17 protein-coding genes, 1 tRNA gene and 1 pseudogene are annotated in these 23,289 nt (G+C 48.7%); 5 read left to right on the top strand and 14 right to left on the bottom strand.

The genetic code is table 11. The annotated features are described in order from the left end of the window. Positions 1 to 74 precede the first annotated feature (74 nt). The 5 genes from NWE93_09170 to NWE93_09150 are packed head-to-tail and all read right to left on the bottom strand — an operon-like array spanning position 75 to position 3,326. Entirely contained in the window at positions 75 to 479 is a 405-nt protein-coding gene (locus NWE93_09170) for a 30S ribosomal protein S19 (protein MCW4000397.1), read from the bottom strand. Positions 480 to 495: 16 nt separating this feature from the next. Beyond that, complete coding sequence (locus NWE93_09165) at positions 496 to 1,236, bottom strand: 50S ribosomal protein L2 (GenBank protein MCW4000396.1); 741 nt, start codon at positions 1,234 to 1,236, stop codon at positions 496 to 498. A gap of 18 nt (positions 1,237 to 1,254) precedes the next feature. Further along, positions 1,255 to 1,515 (bottom strand): 50S ribosomal protein L23, encoded by a 261-nt coding sequence (locus NWE93_09160; protein ID MCW4000395.1) that lies wholly within the window; start codon positions 1,513 to 1,515, stop codon positions 1,255 to 1,257. Further along, positions 1,515 to 2,300, bottom strand: a complete 786-nt coding sequence (gene rpl4p / locus NWE93_09155; protein MCW4000394.1) for a 50S ribosomal protein L4 — start codon at positions 2,298 to 2,300, stop codon at positions 1,515 to 1,517. The genes NWE93_09160 and rpl4p overlap by 1 nt, the downstream gene beginning before the upstream one ends. Positions 2,301 to 2,312: 12 nt before the next feature. Beyond that, positions 2,313 to 3,326: a 50S ribosomal protein L3 gene (locus NWE93_09150; protein ID MCW4000393.1), complete on the bottom strand. Its 1,014-nt coding sequence runs from the start codon at positions 3,324 to 3,326 to the stop codon at positions 2,313 to 2,315. Positions 3,327 to 3,935: 609 nt separating this feature from the next. On the opposite strand from NWE93_09150, the gene NWE93_09145 reads away from it, so the two are divergent. From NWE93_09145 to NWE93_09135, 3 genes are all read left to right on the top strand, one after another. Continuing rightward, entirely contained in the window at positions 3,936 to 5,483 is a 1,548-nt protein-coding gene (locus tag NWE93_09145) for a HEAT repeat domain-containing protein (GenBank protein MCW4000392.1), read from the top strand. A gap of 34 nt (positions 5,484 to 5,517) precedes the next feature. Further along, on the top strand, positions 5,518 to 6,504 hold the full coding sequence (locus tag NWE93_09140; protein ID MCW4000391.1) for a radical SAM protein: 987 nt from the start codon (positions 5,518 to 5,520) through the stop codon (positions 6,502 to 6,504). Between the two features lie 367 nt (positions 6,505 to 6,871). Then, positions 6,872 to 6,996: transfer RNA gene (locus tag NWE93_09135), tRNA-Ser, on the top strand. A gap of 155 nt (positions 6,997 to 7,151) precedes the next feature. Here the strand turns inward: NWE93_09135 and NWE93_09130 are convergent. The 4 genes from NWE93_09130 to NWE93_09115 form a co-directional block, all read right to left on the bottom strand. After that, entirely contained in the window at positions 7,152 to 9,722 is a 2,571-nt protein-coding gene (locus NWE93_09130; GenBank protein ID MCW4000390.1) for a PQQ-binding-like beta-propeller repeat protein, read from the bottom strand. 141 nt (positions 9,723 to 9,863) lie between these two features. Next, the gene (locus tag NWE93_09125) at positions 9,864 to 10,661 is read right to left on the bottom strand and encodes a hypothetical protein (protein MCW4000389.1); all 798 of its coding nucleotides are present in this window, start codon (positions 10,659 to 10,661) and stop codon (positions 9,864 to 9,866) included. A gap of 122 nt (positions 10,662 to 10,783) precedes the next feature. Beyond that, complete coding sequence (locus NWE93_09120) at positions 10,784 to 11,587, bottom strand: hypothetical protein (GenBank protein ID MCW4000388.1); 804 nt, start codon at positions 11,585 to 11,587, stop codon at positions 10,784 to 10,786. Between the two features lie 405 nt (positions 11,588 to 11,992). Further along, positions 11,993 to 14,506: a PQQ-binding-like beta-propeller repeat protein gene (locus tag NWE93_09115; protein MCW4000387.1), complete on the bottom strand. Its 2,514-nt coding sequence runs from the start codon at positions 14,504 to 14,506 to the stop codon at positions 11,993 to 11,995. 257 nt (positions 14,507 to 14,763) lie between these two features. Between NWE93_09115 and NWE93_09110 the strand changes: the two genes are divergently transcribed. Beyond that, the gene (locus tag NWE93_09110) at positions 14,764 to 15,501 is read left to right on the top strand and encodes a hypothetical protein (protein MCW4000386.1); all 738 of its coding nucleotides are present in this window, start codon (positions 14,764 to 14,766) and stop codon (positions 15,499 to 15,501) included. A gap of 57 nt (positions 15,502 to 15,558) precedes the next feature. Beyond that, entirely contained in the window at positions 15,559 to 16,134 is a 576-nt protein-coding gene (locus NWE93_09105; GenBank protein MCW4000385.1) for a nucleoside 2-deoxyribosyltransferase, read from the top strand. Here NWE93_09105 and NWE93_09100 read toward each other — a convergent pair. The 5 genes and pseudogenes from NWE93_09100 to treY form a co-directional block, all read right to left on the bottom strand. Next, positions 16,129 to 17,112 (bottom strand): radical SAM protein, encoded by a 984-nt coding sequence (locus NWE93_09100; protein MCW4000384.1) that lies wholly within the window; start codon positions 17,110 to 17,112, stop codon positions 16,129 to 16,131. The genes NWE93_09105 and NWE93_09100 overlap by 6 nt on opposite strands. 104 nt (positions 17,113 to 17,216) lie before the next feature. Then, positions 17,217 to 18,197, bottom strand: a complete 981-nt coding sequence (locus NWE93_09095) for a radical SAM protein (GenBank protein MCW4000383.1) — start codon at positions 18,195 to 18,197, stop codon at positions 17,217 to 17,219. A gap of 205 nt (positions 18,198 to 18,402) precedes the next feature. Further along, on the bottom strand, positions 18,403 to 19,155 hold the full coding sequence (locus NWE93_09090) for a hypothetical protein (GenBank protein MCW4000382.1): 753 nt from the start codon (positions 19,153 to 19,155) through the stop codon (positions 18,403 to 18,405). A gap of 62 nt (positions 19,156 to 19,217) precedes the next feature. Further along, a pseudogene (gene malQ / locus NWE93_09085) lies at positions 19,218 to 20,690 on the bottom strand (4-alpha-glucanotransferase). 13 nt (positions 20,691 to 20,703) lie between these two features. Further along, complete coding sequence (treY, locus tag NWE93_09080; GenBank protein MCW4000381.1) at positions 20,704 to 23,289, bottom strand: malto-oligosyltrehalose synthase; 2,586 nt, start codon at positions 23,287 to 23,289, stop codon at positions 20,704 to 20,706.

The following is a 23,289-nucleotide window of genomic DNA, read 5'->3' as shown; positions in this document are numbered from 1 at the left end:
AGGGGCTATAGATCTGCGCAAGCGCAACTGGGCTTAAATAAACAAAAAATTAAGAAAATAGATGAAAAGAGGGCTTATTTTAGCGGCACATACATAGATGACCGCGAAGCGCCGATACCTGGAGTTCCATGGCGCACTGGCTTGTTTGTGATGGCAAACTCGCCGAGGTAGTGGCCAATCATTTCAGGTCGGATAGTCATGGCGACGAATTCTTTGCCGTTGTGCACGCTGATTTTTGCACCCACCATCTCTGGCAGGATAATGAGGTCGCGCACGTGGGTTTTGATTCCGCCTTCCTTCTCTGCTTTTTTGCCTTCTTTGGCAGTGCGGAGTTTCTCAAGCAGTATACGCTGCTCTGCGGTTAATCCGCGTTGGAGGCTGCGGCGTTGGCGGCTGGGAAGCATGTTGATGAATTCATCCATAGACATCGCTGAGAGGCTTTCGAGGCTGTGACCGCGGAAACTAAATTCTTTTGGCATTTTCCATTCTCCTTTTTTATCTTATAGCTCGTTTCTTTTTCTGGCCTGGACCACGAGCGGCAATTAAGCCGACTTTCTGTCCTGGCGGTGCACCGTGACTTGTAGTTGTGGTTCGGCGAGCGCTGCGTTTGCTGCTACCATAGGGGTGAACAGCGGGAACCATTTTTCTGCCGCTGGTACGTGGATACTTGTGGCCCTTCGCCTTCATCAGGTGGAATTTCTCGCCTGCCTTAAGGAAAGGCTTATCGATACGGCCAGAAGCGGATATGACGCCGATGGTTGCTAAACAGTAATCGTTAACATAGCGGGTGCGACCGGAAGGCAACCGAATCATGGTGCCCTGAGGAGTGTGACCCACCACAGTCGCGTAGGCGCCACTGCTGCGAGCCATCTTGCCGCCGTCGCCAGGGCGAAGCTCAAGATCGCAGATCAAAGTTCCCTCAGGCATCTTGCCCAATGGAAGAATGTTGCCGATTTCAGCAGGGGCTTTTCCGCCGTAAACAATTTCTTGACCTGTGTAGACGCCCTCAGGAGTGATGCTGTAGATTGATGAGCCATCCTCGAATTCGATAAATGAAAGCGGGGAACCTCGACCGGGATCATGAACTAAATCCACGATGACGCCGACGAGTTCAGCTTCAAAGGATTCCTTGGGGGCAATAGCTGGATATTTTGCGGGTGCAACACGTTTGTGAGTGGAAGCGCGGAAGTTCTGTCCGCCACGCCCTCTTCTTTGTACACGGATACGTTTTCCCATAAGTCAAGCCACCATATGTTAGAGTATTCCAAGTTTAATCGCGACGTCAGATGCACGGAACTCTGGCATCAGCTTCACGAAGGCTTTCTTTTCGCCCTGCGGAGTGATAAGCAGATTGATTCGTTTAACCTTCACTTCATACATGGTTTCAACAGCGCGCTTTATGTCTGCTTTATCCGCTTTAAGGTTAACCATGAAGATGAGTTTGTTGTCTTTCTCAACCATCAAGCTGGCTGATTCAGTCATCAACGGAAAAAAGATTACATCATCAATGTTCATTATGCTGCTTCTCCATATAGAGTTGAAAGTTTCTCGATTGCGCCGCTGCTCCAAAGCGTCAACCTGCCCGGTTGAGTACCCGGAGCAAGCATCTCAGTGTTAAGGTTTGTGACGCTGGTGACTTCGACGCCTGGAAGGTTACTGGCTGCTTTAGCAAGGCTCTTGCCCTCCACAACCACGATGAGTGGACCAACAGCCTGCTTCATTTTTCTGCCGCGATGTTTACCTTTACCTGCGCGGACGTTGCGGCTTTCGCGAACCCGCGTGAGTTCGGCGGTGAATCCGAGGCTTGCGAAGGCGTCTTCGACGTCTTTGGCTTTGGTTAAAGCTTCAAAGGCGTTGTCGACTACCAGCGGCAACGCGAGGACTTCCTCGATTTTGTGTCCGCGGGCTGCCACAACATCTTTCTCTGCAGTGGCTGCGATGGCGGAGGTTAAGGCGAGTTTGGCTTCTTTTTTGGGTATGGCTTTAACTATGATTTTCTCTGCGCGGGGCGGATGAGGCTGTCTGCCTTTTACGGTGCTGGGGGCAAACGCTGCTCTGCCGCTGCCGCCTTTAACGCGGGGAACCCTTGCGGTGGCGCTGCCTGTGCCGCGTGACTCTGCCGTGGTTCGTTTGCCAGCCATGGGGTCTCTGCCCTGAGGCTGGAGGCGATTGGACTGTATGGCTAGGACTGCACGTTTTATCACGTCGGGTCTTAGCGGTGTAGAGAAAACCTCTGGGAGAGTGATTTTCCCGTTGGATTTGCCCTGTAAATCAAAGATTTCTGCGGTTTTCTGTGCCATGTGCTATTCAACCTATTTTCCTTGAGGAGACTCCAGTGAGATATATGTTACTTGCGGCGGCGCCTCGGGGACTTCAGTGGGTGGACGAGCGGGAACACGGAGTCGGATGGTGCGTTTTTCGGTGCCGGGGATGCTGCCTTCGATAACCATGTAGGGGCCATTGACTTCGCCGTAGCGGACATAGCCGCCTTTAACGGTGACTTCTTTGCCGTCTTTGCCGATTTTGAGGATGCGCTTGTTGAATTCGATGCGTTGATGATAACCCATTTGGCCTGCGCGGGCAACGCTGTACATGAGGTGATGGGGGTTCCAGGGGCCGAGTGTGGCGATGCCGCGTTTGGTTTTTCTGCCTTTATGCTGCAGGCAAGTTACGCCCCAACGTTTTACTGGGCCTTGGTAGCCTTTGCCGACGGTTACGCCTGCGATGTCGATGTATTGTCCGTCTTTGAAGACTTCTTCGGGGGTGACGGTTTTTCCGAGCAGCTGTTTGGCGTAGTCGATTTGCTGCTGGATTGTTCCGCCGCCGATTTGGATTTCGCAGGTTTCCGGTTTCTTTTTGCAGAGGCTGCTTTGGCTGGGCTGGGTTGCGGTGATTACTCTGACCACAGAGGTGCTTTCGAGGTTGGTTTGGATTTTCTCAAGCATGGCGTCTGTGTCGAAGCTTTCCGGCAAAACCAGTAGCCGATCTAGGCTTGCCGGCGGCTCCTTCATCCAGGCCTCAGTGAGGTTCTGGAGTCCATAAGGCGTTTTAGTGTAGGTTCTGATACCGCACACCATAATTGGCGGGGTTTCTAGGACCGTGGCTCCACGCATAACTTCTTTGCCGAAGTTTGGTGAACGCTTCCGGTCTTCGATAGTGAATATGTAGGTCATGCCTGCTTTGTAGGCTGTGAAACCAAGTAGCCTAGGGCTATCCGCGTCGATTTTTGGCCAGTAGCGTATGCGCGCAACTGGACTCTTGGCGCGTTTCCTAGGTAAATAAGCAAGTGAACCATGTCTTGGAGCGTGATGTTTACGATGTCCCATTGTACTTCCGCTTCGCGCCTTTAGCAAATAGTACATGAGGTTATAAATGTTGCCGTCTAAAACGCAAAAGCCCGGCGAAACGCAAAGAAAGCCAAAACCGCACCTCAGAGGCACATAGTGGCTAAACCCTGCCTGCAGATAAACAAAACACTACAACAATAAAACCGTTCTGCCCCGATTTCTATAGCCCCTTTTAAATAGGCAGTATATGGAAACGTATGCGCAGCCTATGTGGACTGCTGCTGCTTGAGGGCACCTATCCCCCCTCTATTTATAGAATCAACCACAGGCTCAACCTATCTGCCGCACCCCTACGCCACAGACTTTAGCGTCGGGGCATTGAAAAACTCTTTAGGTTTGAACCGTAAAAGTTATCGCGCCAGAGATCACATCAAAGGGTGCCAGATTAACTACTGGCGGGATAGCTGGTGGGCTTCGCGCCCGCAGCGGTTCGAATCCCTTCCCCGGGACCAACTTTTTCAATTGCAAAAAATTTTCACATTATTAACAAAACCTAAATAGATAAACAATCTAATGATACACAATAGCTTTGGGCTATGGTGACGAAAGTTGCATCTTTTTGGTTTATCAAAATCAAAGGTAAAAAAAATGCAGGCTAACGGCGACATAGACGGCTTGATAAATGCACTGGAATACAAGAAAGATCCCTCAGTTAGAATAGAGGCATCACGTGCCTTATTTATGATTAGAGATAGACGCACAATCAACGCATTAATTGCGGCACTCAATGACCCAGTGGTTGAAGTGCGCCAAAACGCTTCAGCCACATTAAGGGACTTAGTGGATGACCGAGCAGAAAATTCAATGCATCTTGCGCTCAAAGACACAGATTATTGGGTACGTCAAAACGCGGCATACATGCTCTCGAGAACAAACGGCGAACATAAAATCGATGGGCTACTCTATTTGCTTGCAGACCGGAAGTGGAGATCACGTCCGGAGGCGGCAAAGGAACTAGGTGAATTGCATAATGAGCGAGCAGTTGAGGGGTTAGTTGCGGTCCTCAATGAGTCGGATGATGATTTAAACCACTCGTCAATTGAGGCGTTAGGAAAGATAGGCGGGGATAAAGCGCTAAACACATTGATAGCTGCCCTTCATGATCCGAAAGCCTCCACTCGCAAAGATGCGGCAAAAGCACTAGGAATAATTGGAGACCGCCGTGCAGTAGAATCATTAATTGTGACCCTTAAAGACGAGAACAATGCGGTCAAATTACAAGCAATTGATACTTTAAACAAAATAGGCGATATAAAAGCGATAGAGCCCTTGGCGGATATTCTTAAAGATGCAACTGTATGCAAACCTGCGGCAGAGGCTTTGGTGAAAATCGGTAGAGAAAAAGCGCTAAATGCACTCATACTTACTCTTCAAAACCAAGATGTAAATTCACGCAGATGCGCTATTGAAGCATTAGGGTCTATTCATAATTTACAAGCTACAAACGCATTAGTTCCTCTGCTTAAAGACGAAAGCATCGAAATAAGAAGACTCGCAGCGACAAGTTTAGGTGAAATAGGCGATTCACAGGCAACTGACGCTTTAGTTGCAGTATTTAGAATGGACAACGACTTCTCTGTTCGCAGAGCAGCTTCCAGAGCATTAGGACAGCTGAACAGTCCTTCTTTTAGCATATCTCCCGAAGAAGTTGACCAAAAACTCAAGTCAATATTTGATCCAGCTAATTTCAATTATACGCATAAGTTGAATTTGAACAAATTCGAGGAATCCAAACTTTCTAGTGAACTTGAGGCTTTGAAAAAGGAACTCGATCTTTTAGTTCCTCTGTCCTCTCTTACAGATACAGTCGTTTATTGGACGATATACGCATCAACATTTGAAGCCGAAGAAGTGACTAACATCGGAGGATGGGAGACCACGAATCTTACACTTATGCAGTCTAATGAAGCAATTAGCAATCTCTGTAATTATGTCTCTCCCGTTACAAGTAACATACTACACCTGATTTCACAGAAAAAAGACATCAGCATCTATTATTCTGAAGGCTGCCCAGAGATCGAAACAAACTACGTTACCAAAGAGTTGAGTTTTCAAAATCAACGTGAACAGGCACTAAACGAATTAAAAAAAAGGAGTAATCCTCCATATGATATTCAAAACTACAAAAAATCTTAAGCAAACACCATATTTCCCTTAGAAAGCGGAGAAAATGTACAAGAAACACCCCATTAACAAAATCTATGTTCACCTTACGCATGCCTGTAATCTCAATTGCAAATACTGTTATTTTGACGCAAGCGAAGTCATGAAAAATGAAATGTCAAGTGACGAATTTTACAGACTCTGCGAGGAAATATTGACAATCTCCCCAAAAAAAGTTGTCTTTACAGGAGGCGAACCCCTGCTTCGAAGTGACCTCCTGAATATTGCAACTTATCTTCGTAGTTTGGACCCATATAAAAGAACTCTAATGTGTCTAATGACAAACGGGAAGCTGATAGATGAGGAAAAAGCAGGTTGTATCGCTCAAGTGTTCGACGAGGTACGGGTTAGTATAGATGGCCCAAAAGAAATCAACGATAACCTCAGAGGCCCAGGTTCATTTGACGATGCAATGAGAGCGATTCATTATTTTAAGCAGGCAGGAATTTATCCGAGCCTCAGCATAACTGTCACTTCGGCAAACCTCCCCCATCTCTCAAAGTGGTTGTCTTTTATACTTAAGGAAGGGATTGCGACAAAGTTTCACTTGACGCAATTTAGACAAATTGGCAGAGGCTCTCTTCAACCTGCTCTTGACTGTTCATCTACTGAGATCAGATTGGTTATGGCTGATTTTTGGCAGCGACATTTCGGTATCCCCTTAAACCAAGAATCCATAAAGAAGCCCAGCCTCATAAGTTGCGGTAACTGTGGCGTTGGCAAATACGTTAACATTCTTCCAGACGGTTCAATCTATCCATGCCATGTTTTGTCTTCGCCAAAGTTTTTTTTGGGTAACATAAAAGAAAATAAATTAGCCGCCATTATTGAGGAATCCAATCTCTTAAAGCAACTTCTGAACATAAATTTCATAAATTTCAAAGGTGGGAGCGACCATTTGAAGCAAATTTTAGGTAATACAGCATGCCTTGGCGAGGTATACCGTGAAGCTCCTAAAGAACTCTTGGATGCTATAGAGTCGTCCATAGTTTGAATAGTTAGCTTTGGCTTCGTGGCAGGAACTGAGGGTTTGCTGAGACCCTTACCGAAACCAAGGAGAAAAACAAATGCACATGATGTCTACACATTTTCGCCCAGAAAGTATAAGGAGTAAGGAGTCCCAAGTTCGTTGAACTTGAAGAACCGGTAGTCCAAGAAGTGCTTGTGCCAAATAAGAATGCCATCAGGGACACCTTGATTATGGCTTGGAGACAATAGTCCGTTGAGCGCTGGTATCATGTTCCGACGGGCGTTGAAACTATTACTGTGTATCCTTGCGCTGTCCGTACAGTACTGTTTAAGCGATTTCACTAGACAAATTGAAAAACTCTTTATGCGGGAACCACAACTCTATCTGCGGAGCCGGGGTGGCGGAGTGGTTATCGCGCCAGCCTCGAGATCATATCAAAGGGTGCCAGATTAACTACTGGCGGGATAGCTGGTGGGCTTCGCGCCCGCAGGGGTTCGAATCCCTTCCCCGGCGCCAAAATTTTAGAGTTTGCTGAGGCCCCGGCAAAATCTTTAGGAGAAAGACAAATGCAACACGATGACCATGCAAATATCATCGCGATTCCAGAGCCTTCTCAGCCTCTATTTAGCGTACCGTTTCATGAATTAAAAAAAGAAGAAAGGGGTGGCTTTTTAGGGCCTTTTCTTGAGCATCAAGATTGCTAATATTGCTCCGACTGCGAAGATTGCGACGATTATGCCTGCGACTGCTGGAATGAAATAGGCGTCGGCGATGGAAGCTGGTGCAGCGGTTGGTTGGGGTGTTGCAGCGGGTGCGTCGGTTGCGGTGAAGTAGGTTGATGCTACTGAGCTGCCATAGGAGTCTGAGCCTGCGAAGGATGCGATGACATTGTACATGCCTGAAACTTCAGGTGCCCATGTTAAACCGTAGACACCGTTTGTGTCGCTGGTGGCTGTGCCTATGTTGATTACGTTGTTGTTGGGGTCGATTGCAGTTAAGGTTACAGAGACACCGGTTGCGTTGGTGGGCTTTGAAGCTTGCATGTGGAGATACTGCATCCAAGCACTCATGGATTCATCAGATATTGCAGCGGTGCCTTCCTGGGCAGGTGACATGTCTAAGACTGTGCCAGTTATGGTGAATTTCTGTCCAACTGTTAGCTCTGTTGAGGGTGCCGAAACGGTTGTTTGGCTTTTGCCTTTGCCGTAGCAGTAGGTGATTCCGTCTAATCCGTTGGCGTTTACTAGGTATCCGTCGGCTATTGCGCAGGGTCTGACGCCTGGAGAAGCTTCCATCATGGAGGGCATGCTCCATATGCCTTCGCCTGAGGTAGCGTTAATGCAGTGAAGTTCCCATCCGCGGGTCAGAGGTTCAGTGGGGGTGTGTTCAGTGTTAACAGCATAGACTTTTCCGTCAGCAATCAAAGGTTCTATACAGAAGAACGGATAGTTGTCTTGGTAGGGGCTGTCGTATGGATATTTCTCTTTCGCTTGGTATAGCCATGAAACTTCGCCTGTATCCCAGTCATATGCAGCTACGCCGTCGTATTGCGTGAAGATAATGTTTCCACCGTATGAGGCAATGTCGTAAGCGCCGAAGGTTCCCCAAGGCCAGCTTGACATTTCGCTCTTCCATAGGAATTTACCGTTTTTGATGTCCCAGCAGTAGAAGTAGCCGTCTTCAAAGCGAACTGCAACTTTTCCGTGATCTGCAACAGATGCAGGCCAGACATTGTAGGGAACATCAGCCATTCTGGTCCATAGTACTTGTCCAGTGTAGATGTCGACTGCGGTAAGGTTTGCATCTATGCTTGCGCCCATAGCTGCGTTGTATCCTGACGAGGAGGTAACAGCTACGCCTGCTTCGTAATCAACTAGACTGCTTAAGCTGCTGTAGGGCCAAGATATGTTGCTCATGACACGGAAGCCAACGTTCACAGTAGCCATGTTCAATCCGTAATCGCCTTTCACTGTCCAGTTTACGAGTCGGTATCTGTTGGGGGCTGCTGATGCACCTAGGTCTTGCACGCTTAGGAAGTAGGGGTAATCCAAGTTAGCATATAGGGTACCAGTCGTCAGGGGAGCAATTGACACGTTGTATGGTGAGGTACTGCTTGCACCTGTTGCTACTGCACCAGTGAAGGGGTCGTAGCATATACAACGGCCTCCGCCCACGTAGGTCAAGAAGGTTCTTCGTCCCCATTGTGGGTCAGCGCCAGGTACGTCTCCGTAGCCAGTGTTGAATGTCACCATTGTAGGGATCTGTGTAATTCCCGGCTGTTCCCATATCGTTTTACCGGTCCTTAAATCATAACAGGTCCAAACGTTGGTGGCAACTCCGTTTATCGATTTGGGAATTGTTTCGTAGCATCTGCCAGCATAAATAATTGATGGCGAACCACCTTTAAGACTAGTCCAGGTTGTTCGAGGAATTATTGCGTCAGCTAAGCCGCCTATCGCGTACTGCTTCTTCCACACTACGTGCGCAGATTCGGGTCCTTGAACGTAAGGAAGATACTTGTAATTGCTCATGTATGGGTTGGTTTCATCTGGCCAGTAGTCGTCGTCTGGATTGCCCACTACGCCGGTTGCTGGATAGTAACCTAAAATACTCCACCATTCCCTGTTTGCTGAAGCTATTGGACGTTCCCAGTAATCGGCTGGAAGAGCAGATTCAGGGCGAATCGCCACCGGTTCAGCTTGAACAGTAAGGTTGTAGGGTCCATCCGAGCTTGGCTTATAGTAGACTGATTGTGTGAAACTTGTCACTTGGCTGCCGAGTGCTCCGCCGCCTGCGACTGTGTAGTTTCCTGTGGGGTAATATGCGCCTGGGAATATGAATTCGATTTTCCATGTGCCTGCTTCGTCGGGTGTAAAGGTTGCCCATGATGTTGTGTCTGCACGATAGGTTTCTTTTGTGATGACTTCTTTGTTACCAGAGGGATCAGTTATCACCAATGTGAAGTTGCTGAGGTATCTGCTTGCGTGTGTTGGGGGAGATAGCCACATGAAAGCGGTAACGCTCTGATTTACGCCTACGGGGTTAGGGTTAAAGCTAAGGTGCGAAATAGTGCTTAATGTACTGTCCGGTGTAACGCCTGCGGGAAGGGGTATTGAGCCTCCTTCTTGCATGTTAGTGTACGTCGTCGTTTGCGCTTCTGCAGAGAAATTAGTTATACCTAAAGGTATAGCCATCGCCGCAATCAGCACAAAAATTATCATTGCCGATAGTTTTTTGTTCATTTTCTTTTCTCCAATTTGTAAGAGCAGAATAGCCCATAATTTGTATTTAATAAATGGCGGTTGCCAGCAACAGACACAGGCGCTTGCTAAATCTGGCGAGAAAAAAAATGGACAAAACCGCTAAAATACCGTGTGGATTTATCAAAATATTGGCTTAGAAGACCGCCATCTCAGTTCAAAACAATCCTGGATTAACCCCACCATTGCCGGATTGTCTATTAGTAAGCTGTCAGCCATAGGCTGAGAAATCATGGGTTTGGTAGTAAGGAAAGCTTTCCTCTTGTCCCATAATGAGACTGTTGTTCCAGGTTTAGTAACATCCTTTTTTACCTCTGTGTTTTTAAGGTTTTTTAACACCTCGAATTTCGGCGATATCTCTCTGTCAGGTTCTACGTAAATTATGAGCCTTATGACGACACCCTTAAACGATAGCGCCTTAAACAAATCAACAAAAACATCCATTCTGGCTTCAAGATCCTTATAAAAAAGCAGACCATCATGAGTCCGCTCGGTTGAGTCAACCAATTCATCGAGCTTTTTTAGCGTTAATTTTCCACCGGGCACCAAAACAAACTGCCCTTCCTCTGCTGCGCTTGCCTCCTGACGCTGCTTATGTTTTCTGAGGAACTCTTTTATTTTCACCTCAGTCTTTGCATGAGACCTTCTCTTGCGTTCGAGTAAAGACAAAACACCTTCGTTCACTGATAAGGATTCGAAGGTTGTTGGGTTTGTGATGAACTTCTCAACTAGCTTGAGCTCTTGGAGTTGTTTTATTGTGCGATAGACGTTTGCTCTATCAATGCCTGAGTTACAGGATACAGATTTAATCGTTGCTTTCCCCATCTGAGAAAGCACCAGAAAAACTTTGGATTGCCGATAAGTCAACCCAAGGTTTATCAGCGTTTGAATATCATCGGTATAGCCATCTTCACCGGACATACTATCAAACTTTTCTTTGAAGACCCGTCAAGCCTTTTATCAAGTAACCGTATTTATAAACTTGTGGTTGCTGGCAGCATACACAGGTTCGAATAGCAAAACGAAGACACTGCAGCTGGAAATCATTGTAGCATCGGTTTAGAATTACGCCAGAGGAGACTAAAGTATTCTTGAATTACCCCTACAAGAGCCGCGTTATCCATAAATAAAAAAGCGTTCAAAGGATCATAAATCTTCGGCATCGTGGAAACCAGCGCTGTCTTCCCGTCATATATGGCTAATGTGGTTCGAGGGCGTTTTTTTGTTAACCTAACTTCTATTTTTTCTAAGCCGCTAAACTCCCTGAATTTTTCAGGAAGATGCTTGTCACTCTTCGAGAAAACGATGACTTTCATTTCTACGCCTCTTTGCAGTAGCTTTCTCCATACGTCAGCAACCAAATCAGGCATATATTCGAAGTCTTCCCAGTAAACAATGGCTTCATGGGTTTTGGTGGTTGATTCAAGTTTTTCACTGATTTTATTGAACATGATTTTTCCATCTGGCAAGAGGGAAAAATTAGAGTATTTTTCATGGGCACTTGATTTATGATCTTTCGGATATTTTTCAAGCAGGATTTTTGCTTCAGCTTCGTTTTCTTTAAATTTAATTTTGCTTTGTTCAAGTAACAATAATATGCCCTCGTTTACCGGTAACGGCTTGAATGCGGTTGGTTTCGTGTCTAGTTTTTCAACTATCTTGAGGTCCTGCAGTTGTTTTATTGTGCGGTAAACGTTAGCTCTATCAATTTTTGACGTTGAAGAGAGGTTATTGATTGATGCTTTCCCCAACTGGATAAGGATAAGATAGATTTTTGACTGACGAGGAGTCAGACCTAGCCCCGCTAAAGTCTGGAGATCATCAGAGCCTCTATCTTCAGGAAACATTTGTATGAAATAGGGTCAGTAAGTATATAAAAATTTTCAAAAACCCATCGCATTCCAAAAGCTGAAGCCAAACCTTGACCCGCTCGGATGCTCAGGCTGGAATCCGCGGGGCGCACCTTCACTTCGGCAGCCAGTAACTAAGATAGTGCACTATGCAGGCTATTTTTGCTTCAAACCTACCGTAGAAATAAGAACTTAGGCACGGCACATCATTCACATAGGCAAAAACAGCGGATTGAGAAGCAGAAATTGAGGGTTTGCTGAGGCCCGGCACCGACACTAGGAGAAAAGACAAATGCAAACACGATGACTATGCAGTTTCATCATGCAATACCGAGCCCTTTCAGCCCTCCAACTCCAATGCTTTTCCAAAAAAAGGGAAAGGATAGTTTTGTTTTGGTTTGTTTATGGTCGCTTGCGGAGCACCAGAATTATTGCTGCGCCGACTAAAACGATCACAACAATAATTGCTGCAATGCCTGGAAGCAGATACGTGTCAGCCATGGATGGTGCGGGTGAAGGCGAAGGTGCGGGTGTTGCGGCTGCGGGGTCAACTGCGAACGAAGTCACTGCATGTGATGGCCAATAGGATTCGCTGCCTGCAAAGGAAGCGTAGACAGTGTATTGTCCTTCGATGTCTGGTTTCCAGTTGAAAGTGAAGAAGCCATCTGTGGTTTTGGTTGTTCCGATTTCGCGGTAGTTGCCGTTTCCGTCAACAACGCTAAGGGTAACTGGAACGCCTTCGGTGTCTGCTGGTCTTGCCTGCTGCATGTAGAGGTATTCCATCCAGCCGCTCATACTTTGGTCAGCAACTGCTGGGACGCCCTCTGGGAATCGTAGTGCTAATTCGCTTTGCTGTGTGCCTGGCGATGTGTCGATGACTCTGCCACGGATGGTGACTGAGGAACCTAAGGTTGCAGCATTCATGGGTGCATCAACGGTAGTTGAGCTGGTGCCTTTACCGAATGTGTAGAGTTCGCTGTCGTAGTTGTTGTATTCAAGCAGTTTGCCGTCTGCGACAACTGTGCCTGTAGCCCAAGAGGAAATGTTCCAGACTGGAGTGCCGTCAGTAGCGTTTATTGCATAGACTTTTGCGCCACGCCAAAGTGGATCGTTGGGTGTGTGCTCGTTTGCGGTTGCAAAGACCACGCCGTCTGCGATTGAAACGCCGCCGTAGAATGGATAGTGACCGTATACTGTGTCGATGGTTGCGCCGCTGGAGAATTCCCAAACGGTTTTGCCTGTCTTAATGTCGATTGCGTGGACAACGCCGTCGTAGCCTGCGGTGAAGATTTTGCCGTATGCAACTTGCGGGTTAGGTGCGCCTGCGCCAGCGAATGATGCACTGTACATGCCATATGAGTCAGCGTAGGGTTCAGTTGGGCCCCAGAGTTTCTTGCCTGTTTGAGCATCGAAACCATACCATTCGGTTGTTTCCTGCTTGAACCATGCAAAGCAGCCTTCAGTTACGGGGCTAAAGTTGTATTGTGGGCGTATAGTGTAGTCAGTTAGGTTCATGATCCAGAGGTTTTTGCCAGTTGCTGTATCGTAGCCTGCAACGGTTCTGACTGCTGGGTCAGCTTCTCTGAAGGCGGCTGCAGTGATTAGTACGCCGTCGCCAAAGGAGCTGAGGGTTTGACCGGATATGTCGGGGATTGTCACGTTGTACATTAAGCCGTCAGCCCAGTTGTAGGTTTTTGTAAGGCTCGGTGAGAAGGTCAATTCATCGGTGGGGTTGATTGCTTTAGTTGAGTTCCACAGAGATAGCCATTTTGCGTTAGCGTTTAAAGTGTAGACTAATACGTCACCGGTTTCTGACATGGCAACTTTTGTTGCTGCTTGGCATCCGGTAACCTTCAGCAATGCAAGACCTGTGTAGGCATCATACATCGTGGAGGTGCCTGAAGCGTAATTCCAAAGGTATGAGTTTACGCCGTGAACGTTCATGTTTTCAGTTGACAATAGTTGACCGAAAGAGATTCTCGTGCCGTTTAAGAACCAGAGTTCTTTGCCGGTTGCTAAGTCAACGCATGACAAGCCCTGTGAGGTTGCTGCGGGGCCATATGTCGGGTGGTAGTATAGTCTGCCGTTGAGAACAACTGCGCTTGCGCCATAGTTGAATTTTGCTTGATAGGATAAGCCAGTGTAGTAGTCTGATTCGTTAAAGTTGTCGCCTACGATGCCTCCGAAGGACTGCGGGATACTCCAGAGAACGTGTGAGGTTTTTGGAGCTGCAGAGTATGGGTTGAAGGTTCCGTCTTCATTGCATCCTGTTGCGAACTGCAAGGGTAATCCGAGCCAGTTTCCGCCCAGTGTTTCCCATTCATAGTTTCGTGCGTCAATCGGTCGGGTCCAGTATTCAGTTGGAAGGGGTGCGCCTGGAGTAGCATATATGGGCTCTTCTTGTACAACGACTGTTACTTTCTGGGTTTTGCTTGGTTGGTAGTAGTCGGTGGTTATGTTAGCGCCAGCAACGCGTGCACCAGTAAGCCATTCGCCTCCATAATTAACCTGGAAGGTGTAGTTGCCTACCGTGTCAGGGACATAGCTGGTTGCTGCTGAGCCAGTGGCATCAGAAGTGAAGGGGCCGAAGGTTTCCATTTCGCCGTTTGGCTTTGTGACTTCTAAGGTGAAGTTTGTAAAGGGAATAGCGCGTACGGTGGATGTTTGGACTGCTGGGACCGGCGGAAGTTTGTCTAGCCACATGACTATGGCGAGTTTTTGGTCGACACCGACGGGGTTTGGTCCAACCGAGAGTAGCGCGTAGGTTTTTATGGATATACCTGCCTCTGCGCTAGCGGTTTGGGTCATAGCCATCATCGGTAAAGCAATAGATACTGTGATGAGCAGCGTTAGAAAGGCAGCGGAGTAGTTTTTGGATTTACGGATTGATTTTACTGCGTTTATGATATTTTTCATTTTGTATTCTCCTAAGTTTGTAAGTCAGTAGTGCAGCGTTTTTCGTTAATAAGAGTCACGAACAATTTGTTTTAACAAAAAAATGTTTAAAGAAGCCATTGAATCGTAAACCATGCCAAGACTTATTGGCAAAAAACAGCTTATTCAACAAAAAATCAGGCGCTAGAACGTAATTAGCTGCCGATAAGGTTGGCTGGGAAAAAGCAAACGATAGAGGAGAAAAAGTCATAAAGGTAAAATCACAATAGCTTGGCGACATGTGGGACCTAGTAAAAATTACGATTGAGCTATCAGAAGTCATCTCTGCAGTCATCTGCTTTGTACTTGTATGGTTCATGATGAAGCCATATCGGCTCACAGGAGAAAACAGCTTCCTGGGCTTACCCCTTGGCTTTGCGTTCCTAGGCATCTCCTTTACCCTCTCAGCCATAGCATACTCCCAGGTTGGCAACCTAGCACTAGTGTGGGTTCAGTTCTTCACCAGAACCTTCGCGTTCGTCTTTATCGCTACAACATACATGTTTTCTAAAAGAGATTCAAAAAGCGGGCAACTTATCGCAGAAATAACCATTAGCCTGTTAACAGTTGCCCTTGCCGCCATACTAATTGTGGTTTTTGTTGATCCAAAATATGCCTATTTAAGCTACCTCAGCGCCAACGTGTACATAAGGATCTTTAACTTGATTTGCCTCTGCTACATTTCACTCTACACGCTCCGCAGCCACGTAAAGGACGCTGACCCATCAACCATCTGGATTCCGTTAAGCTTCATTTTCCTAGCAATAAGTCAGTATTCGCTGCTGTTCTGGTATCTGGACGCAAGCTCTTCAGCGCTCGCTGGATCACTCTTCACAAGATATGTGGGGTTAGCAATTTTCCTATTCATCGCTTACCGGTCCTTCTACAGCGTAGAAAAAAAGGAACGCAAAATCGAGGACCCCGTTCCGCAGCGGCAGGTTGAGGACGACGCAGCCCAGTCCATAGCCGCAAGTTAGGGTTCGACTAAATCAAATTTTAATACTCTTCTACGCTACAGTCTGCTGGAGTTAAGTATGTCTAAGCGGGTGTACCTTGCAGGTCCAGAAGTATTTCTAGCCGACGCTAAAGAAATCGGTAAGAAAAAAAAGGGTTTATGCCGAAAATACGGGTTTGAAGGCGTTTTCCCAATCGATGTAGAAGTAGATGGGGAAGGCAAAACGGCAAGGGAACTGGGTTTATGTATCAGCAGCATAAACGAAGAGCTTATTCGCAGCTGCGAAATCGTTGTTGCAAACATCACGCCGTTTCGGGGTCCAAGCGCAGATGTGGGAACCGTCTATGAAATGGGCTATGCGCATGGCTTAGGCAAAAAAGTGTACGCTTACACCAACCTATCCGCTTCATTTACGGAGCGCACCGTAAAAGCCCTCGGTGACCAGGTTAACCGCGGCGTGGATGGGAAACTGCGGGACCGATGGGGCATGTTCATAGAGGAAGTTGAGTTAACCGATAACTTGATGGTGGACGGCTGCATATATGCAAACGGCAAAGTGCTGGTGATAGAGGAAGCCCCTGAAAACGAGTTATTCACGTATTTAGGCGGCTTTGAGAGGCTGCTACGGCAAATCCAAAGCCAACATGGTCTATAGCAGATTCTTTGCGTCAGACACCAGATTTAGCAGGTGCAGGGGACTAAGGGCATAGGTGTAGCAGTAGCCGCGGACACAGGTGCGGATGCAAACGTTGCATTTCTCTGCGGCGGCAACGTGGTTTTTGAAGAGGCTGCTTGCAAAGTAATCGCTAAAGGAGCCGCGGTTGAGGTCATAGGTGTGGTTGTAGGTGCAGTTGAAGATTTTGTTGTCCGCCGAGACATACACAAACATCTTGGGAAAATGACATTTCCAACTTCGATGCTCGACAAAATGTTCAAGAACCTGTTTGGTTTCCATGAGGGGATAACCCATGTTTTTTAGCCTCAGCAGCCTATCGTAGAAGAAATTCAGTTGCGGCTCAGCTAAGCCGTAGTCCCCCACGGGCACCACTGATCGCCCCGCTTCAAAGCTAGATGCAACGGTGGGTTCCACCGAGTTGAATGAGATGCCAACATGCATTTTCTTGGCGAACTCCGCCATAGGTTCAACCACATCATAGTTTAGGCGGCTGATGGTAGCGACCAGTACTACCCGGGCATCGCCTGCCGACCTGATTCTGCGGATACCCTCAATCACTTCATCAAATGATCCGGGTCTTCCCCTTATGAAGTCGTGGTAGCGGTTGCAGTAGTCAAGGGACACAAAGAGGAAATCGATGTCTTTGAGCACCTCTGCCTTTGCAGCCAGCAGTGAACCATTGGTGTTCATAGTGGTCAAGAAGCCTCTGTTCTTGGCGTAATGCACCACTTCACCTATGTCCTCGCGAAGGGTAGGTTCTCCCCCGAAGAGGTAGTAACCCCGCATTCCACAGCGGTAGGCCTGGTCAAGGAGCTGATAAACCTTTTCTGTAGATAAATCCTCGTTTCGCCGCCGCGACATCTGCCAGTAAGTGCAGGTTTTGCATCTGGAGTTGCAGTCGTAGGTTATTGCATGCGCCAAAAAAAAGGGGGTATGAGTCATCCGCGACTTAAGCATCGAGTATGCTACGCCTAAAAATCTGGCTTGATCGCTGATTTCCCGGGAGGGTTTTTTCTTAGCGGTTTTTGGTGTGTTTATGTTTCTGCAGTCTCCTTTCCGGGTTATCTTTTGAGTAATTTAAGGTAGAATTTTGGGTTAGAAAACAGCTCTTCCTTTACTGCACGGAGGCAGGTTTGCCTGGAAGCCATGGAGCCCTCTTTAAAGCAGTTAATCAGGCAGAAGCGGTTATCGCAGACGGAGCTATCAAAGTCCAGGGGAGCGAGGGTTTGGCATTCTTTGAGGTTAAACAGTTTGGGGCGCCGATAACAGGGGAAGACGTTGAGGTTGCAGTCGATGACAAAGGAGCTTTTGCCTGCATTACAGGGGTACTTCATGGGTATGCCATCATGCGCCCTCAGCACATCCCGCATGTAACCTGTGACGGTAGCAACATCTGCGCCCTGAAGCTTAAGCTCCAAAATTTTTGCCACCATACCTCGCAGGTTAGCCGCTGCATCTTGGTTGCCGAGGTTGGAGAGTTTGCTGTCCACCCTATAGGTTCCGCCGTTAGAGGCGCTGTAGGGATAAGATAGCGCGAAGGAAACGCCTAATTCATCGTTGATGTAATGCAGCGTTTTTTCGACGTTATCGACGCTCCAGTTGGGGTTCAGAAAAGTTATGGCGTAGGTTTTCAAGCCGGCCTCCTTAGCCGTTTTTATAGCGTCCTTTGCTTTTCTAGAAATACCCGCTACATGCTTTGTCTGATCCCAGATTTCCTCGTTGTAGTGGTCAACAGAAATCGAGAGGACGTCTAGGCTGCCCCGGAGTTGTCTGATGGTTTGGGAAGAGATCGTGCCGTTTGTAGTTAAAGAAGTCACCATCCCCTTTTGTTTGCCGTAGATGCAGGCGTCAACTATGTGGGGGTAGAGGCTGGTTTCTCCTCCGGTAAAGTAAACTACAGAAAAGTTGTTCCGTGACAGAACGTCGATTGTGAATTTTAATTCTTCTATGGGCATATCGTAGGGAGAGGAAGCCCAGATGTTACATCGGTCGGTGCATTTTGCGTTGCAGCGAGTTGTCACCTGCACAAAAGCGAATTTCAATTCGCCCCTATTCTTCAAAAAATGAGAGAACGCGTTTAAAATGACTGCGCCATTCAGGTGGATTCATCCCCAAAACTTACAACAAAACGGCGGAGAATACTTCTCCAATATTTGAAGCGGCGAGATGGGCTAATAAAGATTGTTAAGACTTGGCTTAAGCCTGAACTACTAGGGTTTCACCGCCTCAGGATGGTTGCAAAAAGGGTTATGGGGTGTAGTTGTATGCTTTTTCGATTATAAGCCCCTCTTGGAATGTGCCCTGCCAATTAATCGTCGCTGAGCCTAAACCAAGATCGCTAGAGGTATCGTACTGCACTGCTATGGTGTAAATGGGAGCTGCGACCACGGGATACTGTAGAGTCAGGTTCCAGAGGCCGCTCATGTAGCAGTAGGTTTCTGAGCCCACAATTCCCTCCGTAGTCGCTTTTCCGCCGGTCCATGCGAGGGCCTGCATGTAGGAGGCGGTTTCATTATGGAATGTTTTAACATAATTCATTGTTAAATCACGGATTTGCGCCTGCGAAAGTGCGCCTGAAGTGGACACCAAAATGTCGCTGCTTACCTCTTTTAGTATGCCGTTTTGGTAGGTGCCCTTCCAGATGACTGTGGCTTCCGGGGAGGAGTAATTAGCGCTGATGCTGTAGAGGGGGCTTTTGACCACGGGGTAGGTGACTTGAATTTGCCAGTTGCCGCTGGTGAAGAGATAGGTTTCAGAGCCTAAAACGCCTTCCTCGACTAGACCGCCTGTCCAGGAGAGGTTGCTGGTTAACTTGGCTGTTTCAGTGTGATTAGCGACTAGGTAGAGAATTGTTTCGTCGCGGATTTGCTGCAGAGAAGCAAGGTTGGAATCGGAGTCTAGACTTTCCCTGTAGGACCATGCGAGGATGCCGCTGCTGACGAATATGAATACAACCGCGGCTAAAACCACTGCCGTGAATCTGTTGAGTTTTATCCGCATTTCTCTACCTCGCTGCTAGGATGCGGTGAATGCCTATTTAGCGTCTTCGCTTACAGCCCAAGCTATGCCCTGCTAAACTTCAAGGACAAATCGCCTAGCATAGCCAGTTTGCCGCCTTCCAGCTGCCTCTTGGTCACCCGCCAAGCCCAGTTCCCAGCGGGGTACCTTGGATTATTCATCCGAGCCGTCGCCCCCAGCCCCAGAACATCCTGAAGCGGCACAATACAAAGGTCAGAGGCAGAAGATGCGGCTAACTCAACTACTTTAACGCTGACTGTGCTCTCCGTGACTTTTCCGCCCGCTGCCTTGGAGAGGACTCGGCGCTCCTTTTCTGTGGCTTCCTCTGTGTACCATCCTCGGACGGTGTTGGTGTCATGGGTTCCCGTGTAAACCACCGAGTTCACAGTGTGGTTTCTGAGCAGATGCGGGTTGTCGGCTTGGTCGTCGAAGCCAAACAGCATAACCCTCATGCCGGGGACACCCAACTGTGTAATGGCTTTTTTGACGGGGTCATCGATGTATCCGAGGTCTTCGGGTATAAAGGGCAGCTGTGGATAAGCGGCTTTGACTTTTGCAAAGAAAGCTTTCGCTGGCGCCTTAATCCATCGTCCAGACTGGGCTGTTGCAGCTCGAGCAGGCACTCTCCAGTACGCCACAAACCCCCTGAAGTGGTCCAGCCGCAGCTGATCGCAGAGGCTTAGGCTGTGGCGTATCCGCTTTATCCACCATTCAAACCCTGTTTCCTCATGCCTCAGCCAATCATAAACGGGGTTGCCCCACAGCTGCCCCGATGCGCTGAAGTAATCCGGGGGGACGCCTCCGACGTAGCGGGGTTTGCCGTTTTTGTATAGCATGAAAAGCTCAGGGTGTACCCAGACGTCGGCGCTGTCGTAGGCAACATAGAAGGGCAGGTCACCGACGATTTGGATTCTGCGGCTGCGGCAATACGCCTTCAGCTGGCACCACTGCCTAAAAAACAGGTATTGGCTAAACATTACCTGTTCAGCCTCCATTTTATGCAGTTCCAGTTTTCTGCTGACGGCTTCTGGTTGGCGCCTACGCAGCGAGGGCGGCCACTGATGCCACGGCAGCCCCGACTTAGCATGAAGCGCCACGTAGAGGGCATAGTCGTTTAGCCAACTGCGGTTCTCTTCGCAGAAAACACGAAACTCGCGGGCTTGTTGACCGGATGCTTTGAAGGCGAGGTAGGCCATGTTGAGGACGGCTTGCTTCTGCGGATAGACTGCTTTGAAGTTAACTTGGTTGGCCCGCTGAGGCTGCGGCATGGGAGCTTTTGGGATGAACCCTTCTTGGGCTAAAAGTTCGGGGCTGATTAAGAGGGGGTTGCCTGCGTAGGCGGAGCTGGCCTGATATGGGGAGTTGCCGTCTGTGAGGCGCGTGGGCGAGAGGGGCAGAATGCTCCAGCAGCGCTGCATTTGGGCGGCAAGTAAATCGGCGAATCGAAAGCTTTCGGGACCCAAGTCGCCTATGCCGAAGGCGGAGGGCAATGAGGTGATGTGGAGCAATACGCCGCTGGCGCGTTTTTTGCTAGCCGTTGCTTTTCCCCCAGAGCAACGCTACTGGGAATTTTTCTAAAATGTCGGAGAACAGTAGCCGCCCGCTATGCACTCGGTGGGTTCTGTCGGTAAATATGTCGGTTAATTCGTTAGGTGCACTCTTCGGCAGTTCAATGTAGGTGTCTGCCCAATCGAGTTCGCCCCAAGCCATGGATGATTCGCTGTTGCTCTCAGCAGGCCTCCCTCCCCTTATATAAAGCAGGCCCGAAGGGTAACGCTGAACCACCGCAACCGCCCAGTCTGCGTCTTGATTCCGACAGAAAGCCACAGCGTGCCTTGCATGTTTGCCCTGCGGAGCCAGCGGATGATATGTGCCCTGCTCGAAGAGCCGTTTTTGGCTGCTGCGGAACCGAAGCGCCCTATAGATGAGGTAAAGTTTGGCTTTTCCATCAGAGAAATCCGACAGTAAACCCGGCAGTTGAGTGGGCTCAAGAGCGGCTACTTCCGACAGAAGAGACTTTGCAACGGTTAAATTGACGGGTCCTCGGTTATCGGGGTCCACCAAGCTGAGGTTCCAGAGTTCGCTTCCCTGATAGAAGTCGGGAACGCCGGGGCAGGCGACTTTAAGCAGGGTCTGGCTGAGGCTGTTTAATGCGCCTAGACACGCGGTTTTCTGCTGCAGCGGCAAAAACGCATCCAAGAAGGCGCGGTCAGGAAGAACTGCCCTGACGAAGTCGGCGACGGCCTCCTCGTAGGGCAGATTCGGCGAAAGCCAGCTTGAATGAGTCTTCTGTTCCCGCAGCGCCTTAACCATGTGCATCCCAACCCGCGCCGTAAAGGTCTCCCTCTCTGATTTAAGCCACGGGTAGGCGCCAAGAAGCGTCTGGTAGAGATAATATTCCATACATGCGTCGGGTGCAGGGGTGCCGTCAACGGTCAGTTTTTTGGCTGCATTAATTTCGCGCCACAAAAGCAGGCTGGCTTGGAATTGCCCGGGAAGCTCGCTTAGCACCGCTAGCCGTGCCCGCACGTCTTCGCCTCGTTTACTGTCATGAGTGCTGGTGGCGTTAAGAGTCAGCGGCCAGTTTTCCCTGCGTAGCTCATTGAAGCGGTGAAACTCCTCTAAAGAGATTCCAAATTGACTTGGATTGGAACCTACCTCGTTAAGCGAGAGCAGGCGACTGTAGCTGTAGAGCGCCGTGTCCTCGAAGCCCTTCGCCATGACTGCGCCGCTGTACTGCTGAAACCTCATAACTGCCTCCAAAGCGTCAGGTGAAGCGCGGCTGGCTTTAAGGATGAAATCAACCGCGGAGTAGCCGTCGGCGAACTGGGGACTGCGTTGCCGGGCACTCCACAGTGCATCCTTGAATGCGGCGTCGTCGCGGTGGCCCTCATCGATGTATGTGCGGTAAATGGGAAAGCAAGTCATCACCTCAACAAGGGCAGCTAGCAGTCCCCGGCGGCTCCAGGGTTTTCGGTAGGCAGATTTACGCAGAGAATCATCGAAGAGCCGAGCTAGGTTACGTGCATCACCCATAAAGGAGGTTAGGATGATTGATTTTTTTTCTCTGTAGAGCATCTCCTCGAAGGCTTCAGATTCGCCTACAAAAGACCGGTAGATTTCATCGAATGCGGCTTCGTTTTCATTCTGCACCAGCAGTTTGTTTACGCGGTCACAGAAATCATAGCCGGTGGTACCCTGAACCGGCCAGGAGAGGGGCAGCTGCTCTTGGCCTGTGAGGATCTTCTCCACCACCAGGTAGGTCTGGGGGAGACAGCTTCGCATATGCTCAAGATACGCTTGGGGTCCAGAGAGGCCATCGATGTGGTCAAACCTAAGAGCGCTGAATCTGCCTGATTGCGCTAGCTCAAAAAAGAGCGTCTGCATCTGCTCGAAGGCAGCGGGGTTCTCCATGCGTACACCGATTAAGTCGATGATGTCAAAGAAGCGGCGGTAGTTAATGTGTCGCAGCGCCGTGCGCCAGTGAGATAAACTGTAGTGTTGCTTGACAAGGATTGCGTCGAGGAATTCGGGGCGGCTGTTGTATTTCTCAAGCGTTTGCTCGACGGCGCCGTCCATTTCCAGATGCTGCTGCGTCGCCAAGTTAACTGGAAGCTCAAATGCTCCAGCCTTAATTTTGAATTCTCCATCATTGACTAGCCTTATTTGCCCTGACTGTAGGCTTTTACGGTAGGGTTCAGGTAGAAACGGCGCCATAAGCTTGCCGAAAAGCTTGGCGGAGGGGTGGTTCCAGTCGACATCAAAGAAGCAGGCATACGCTGACCCCGCGCCCTTTGAGAATACGTCTTTGATTCGCAAGTTCTGAACCGAGTAGGAAGCATGGTTGGAAACTATGTCCTGCAGCCAGCCCAGCCCTAAAGCCGCCGCTGCATCCGACACTTCCTCGAAGCCGGCTCGTCCGCCCAAATCATCGCTGATGCTGTCGGGATCAGTTACGTCGTAGCCGTGGAGGCTGCCTTCTTTGGCTTGGAAAATCGGAGATGCATAGATGTGGCTTATGCCCAGCGTTTTAAGGTAGGGCAAGATGTCTTTGAGGTCGCTGAAGGTGAAGCCCCTGTTAAGTTGGATACGGTAGGTTGCTGTAGGCGCCTTCAA

It is taken from the genome of Candidatus Bathyarchaeota archaeon (assembly GCA_026014735.1).
GTDB lineage: Archaea > Thermoproteota > Bathyarchaeia > Bathyarchaeales > Bathycorpusculaceae > Bathycorpusculum.
This window is presented reverse-complemented; position numbering and strand designations above follow the sequence as displayed.

Coding starts and splice junctions, on each gene's coding strand:
- NWE93_09170 (MCW4000397.1), bottom strand. CDS start 479: ATGCCAAAAGAATTTAGTTTCCGCGGTCACAGCCTCGAAAGCCTCTCA.
- NWE93_09165 (MCW4000396.1), bottom strand. CDS start 1,236: ATGGGAAAACGTATCCGTGTACAAAGAAGAGGGCGTGGCGGACAGAAC.
- NWE93_09160 (MCW4000395.1), bottom strand. CDS start 1,515: ATGAACATTGATGATGTAATCTTTTTTCCGTTGATGACTGAATCAGCC.
- rpl4p (MCW4000394.1), bottom strand. CDS start 2,300: ATGGCACAGAAAACCGCAGAAATCTTTGATTTACAGGGCAAATCCAAC.
- NWE93_09150 (MCW4000393.1), bottom strand. CDS start 3,326: ATGGGACATCGTAAACATCACGCTCCAAGACATGGTTCACTTGCTTAT.
- NWE93_09145 (MCW4000392.1), top strand. CDS start 3,936: ATGCAGGCTAACGGCGACATAGACGGCTTGATAAATGCACTGGAATAC.
- NWE93_09140 (MCW4000391.1), top strand. CDS start 5,518: ATGTACAAGAAACACCCCATTAACAAAATCTATGTTCACCTTACGCAT.
- NWE93_09130 (MCW4000390.1), bottom strand. CDS start 9,722: ATGAACAAAAAACTATCGGCAATGATAATTTTTGTGCTGATTGCGGCG.
- NWE93_09125 (MCW4000389.1), bottom strand. CDS start 10,661: ATGTCCGGTGAAGATGGCTATACCGATGATATTCAAACGCTGATAAAC.
- NWE93_09120 (MCW4000388.1), bottom strand. CDS start 11,587: ATGTTTCCTGAAGATAGAGGCTCTGATGATCTCCAGACTTTAGCGGGG.
- NWE93_09115 (MCW4000387.1), bottom strand. CDS start 14,506: ATGAAAAATATCATAAACGCAGTAAAATCAATCCGTAAATCCAAAAAC.
- NWE93_09110 (MCW4000386.1), top strand. CDS start 14,764: ATGTGGGACCTAGTAAAAATTACGATTGAGCTATCAGAAGTCATCTCT.
- NWE93_09105 (MCW4000385.1), top strand. CDS start 15,559: ATGTCTAAGCGGGTGTACCTTGCAGGTCCAGAAGTATTTCTAGCCGAC.
- NWE93_09100 (MCW4000384.1), bottom strand. CDS start 17,112: ATGCTTAAGTCGCGGATGACTCATACCCCCTTTTTTTTGGCGCATGCA.
- NWE93_09090 (MCW4000382.1), bottom strand. CDS start 19,155: ATGCGGATAAAACTCAACAGATTCACGGCAGTGGTTTTAGCCGCGGTT.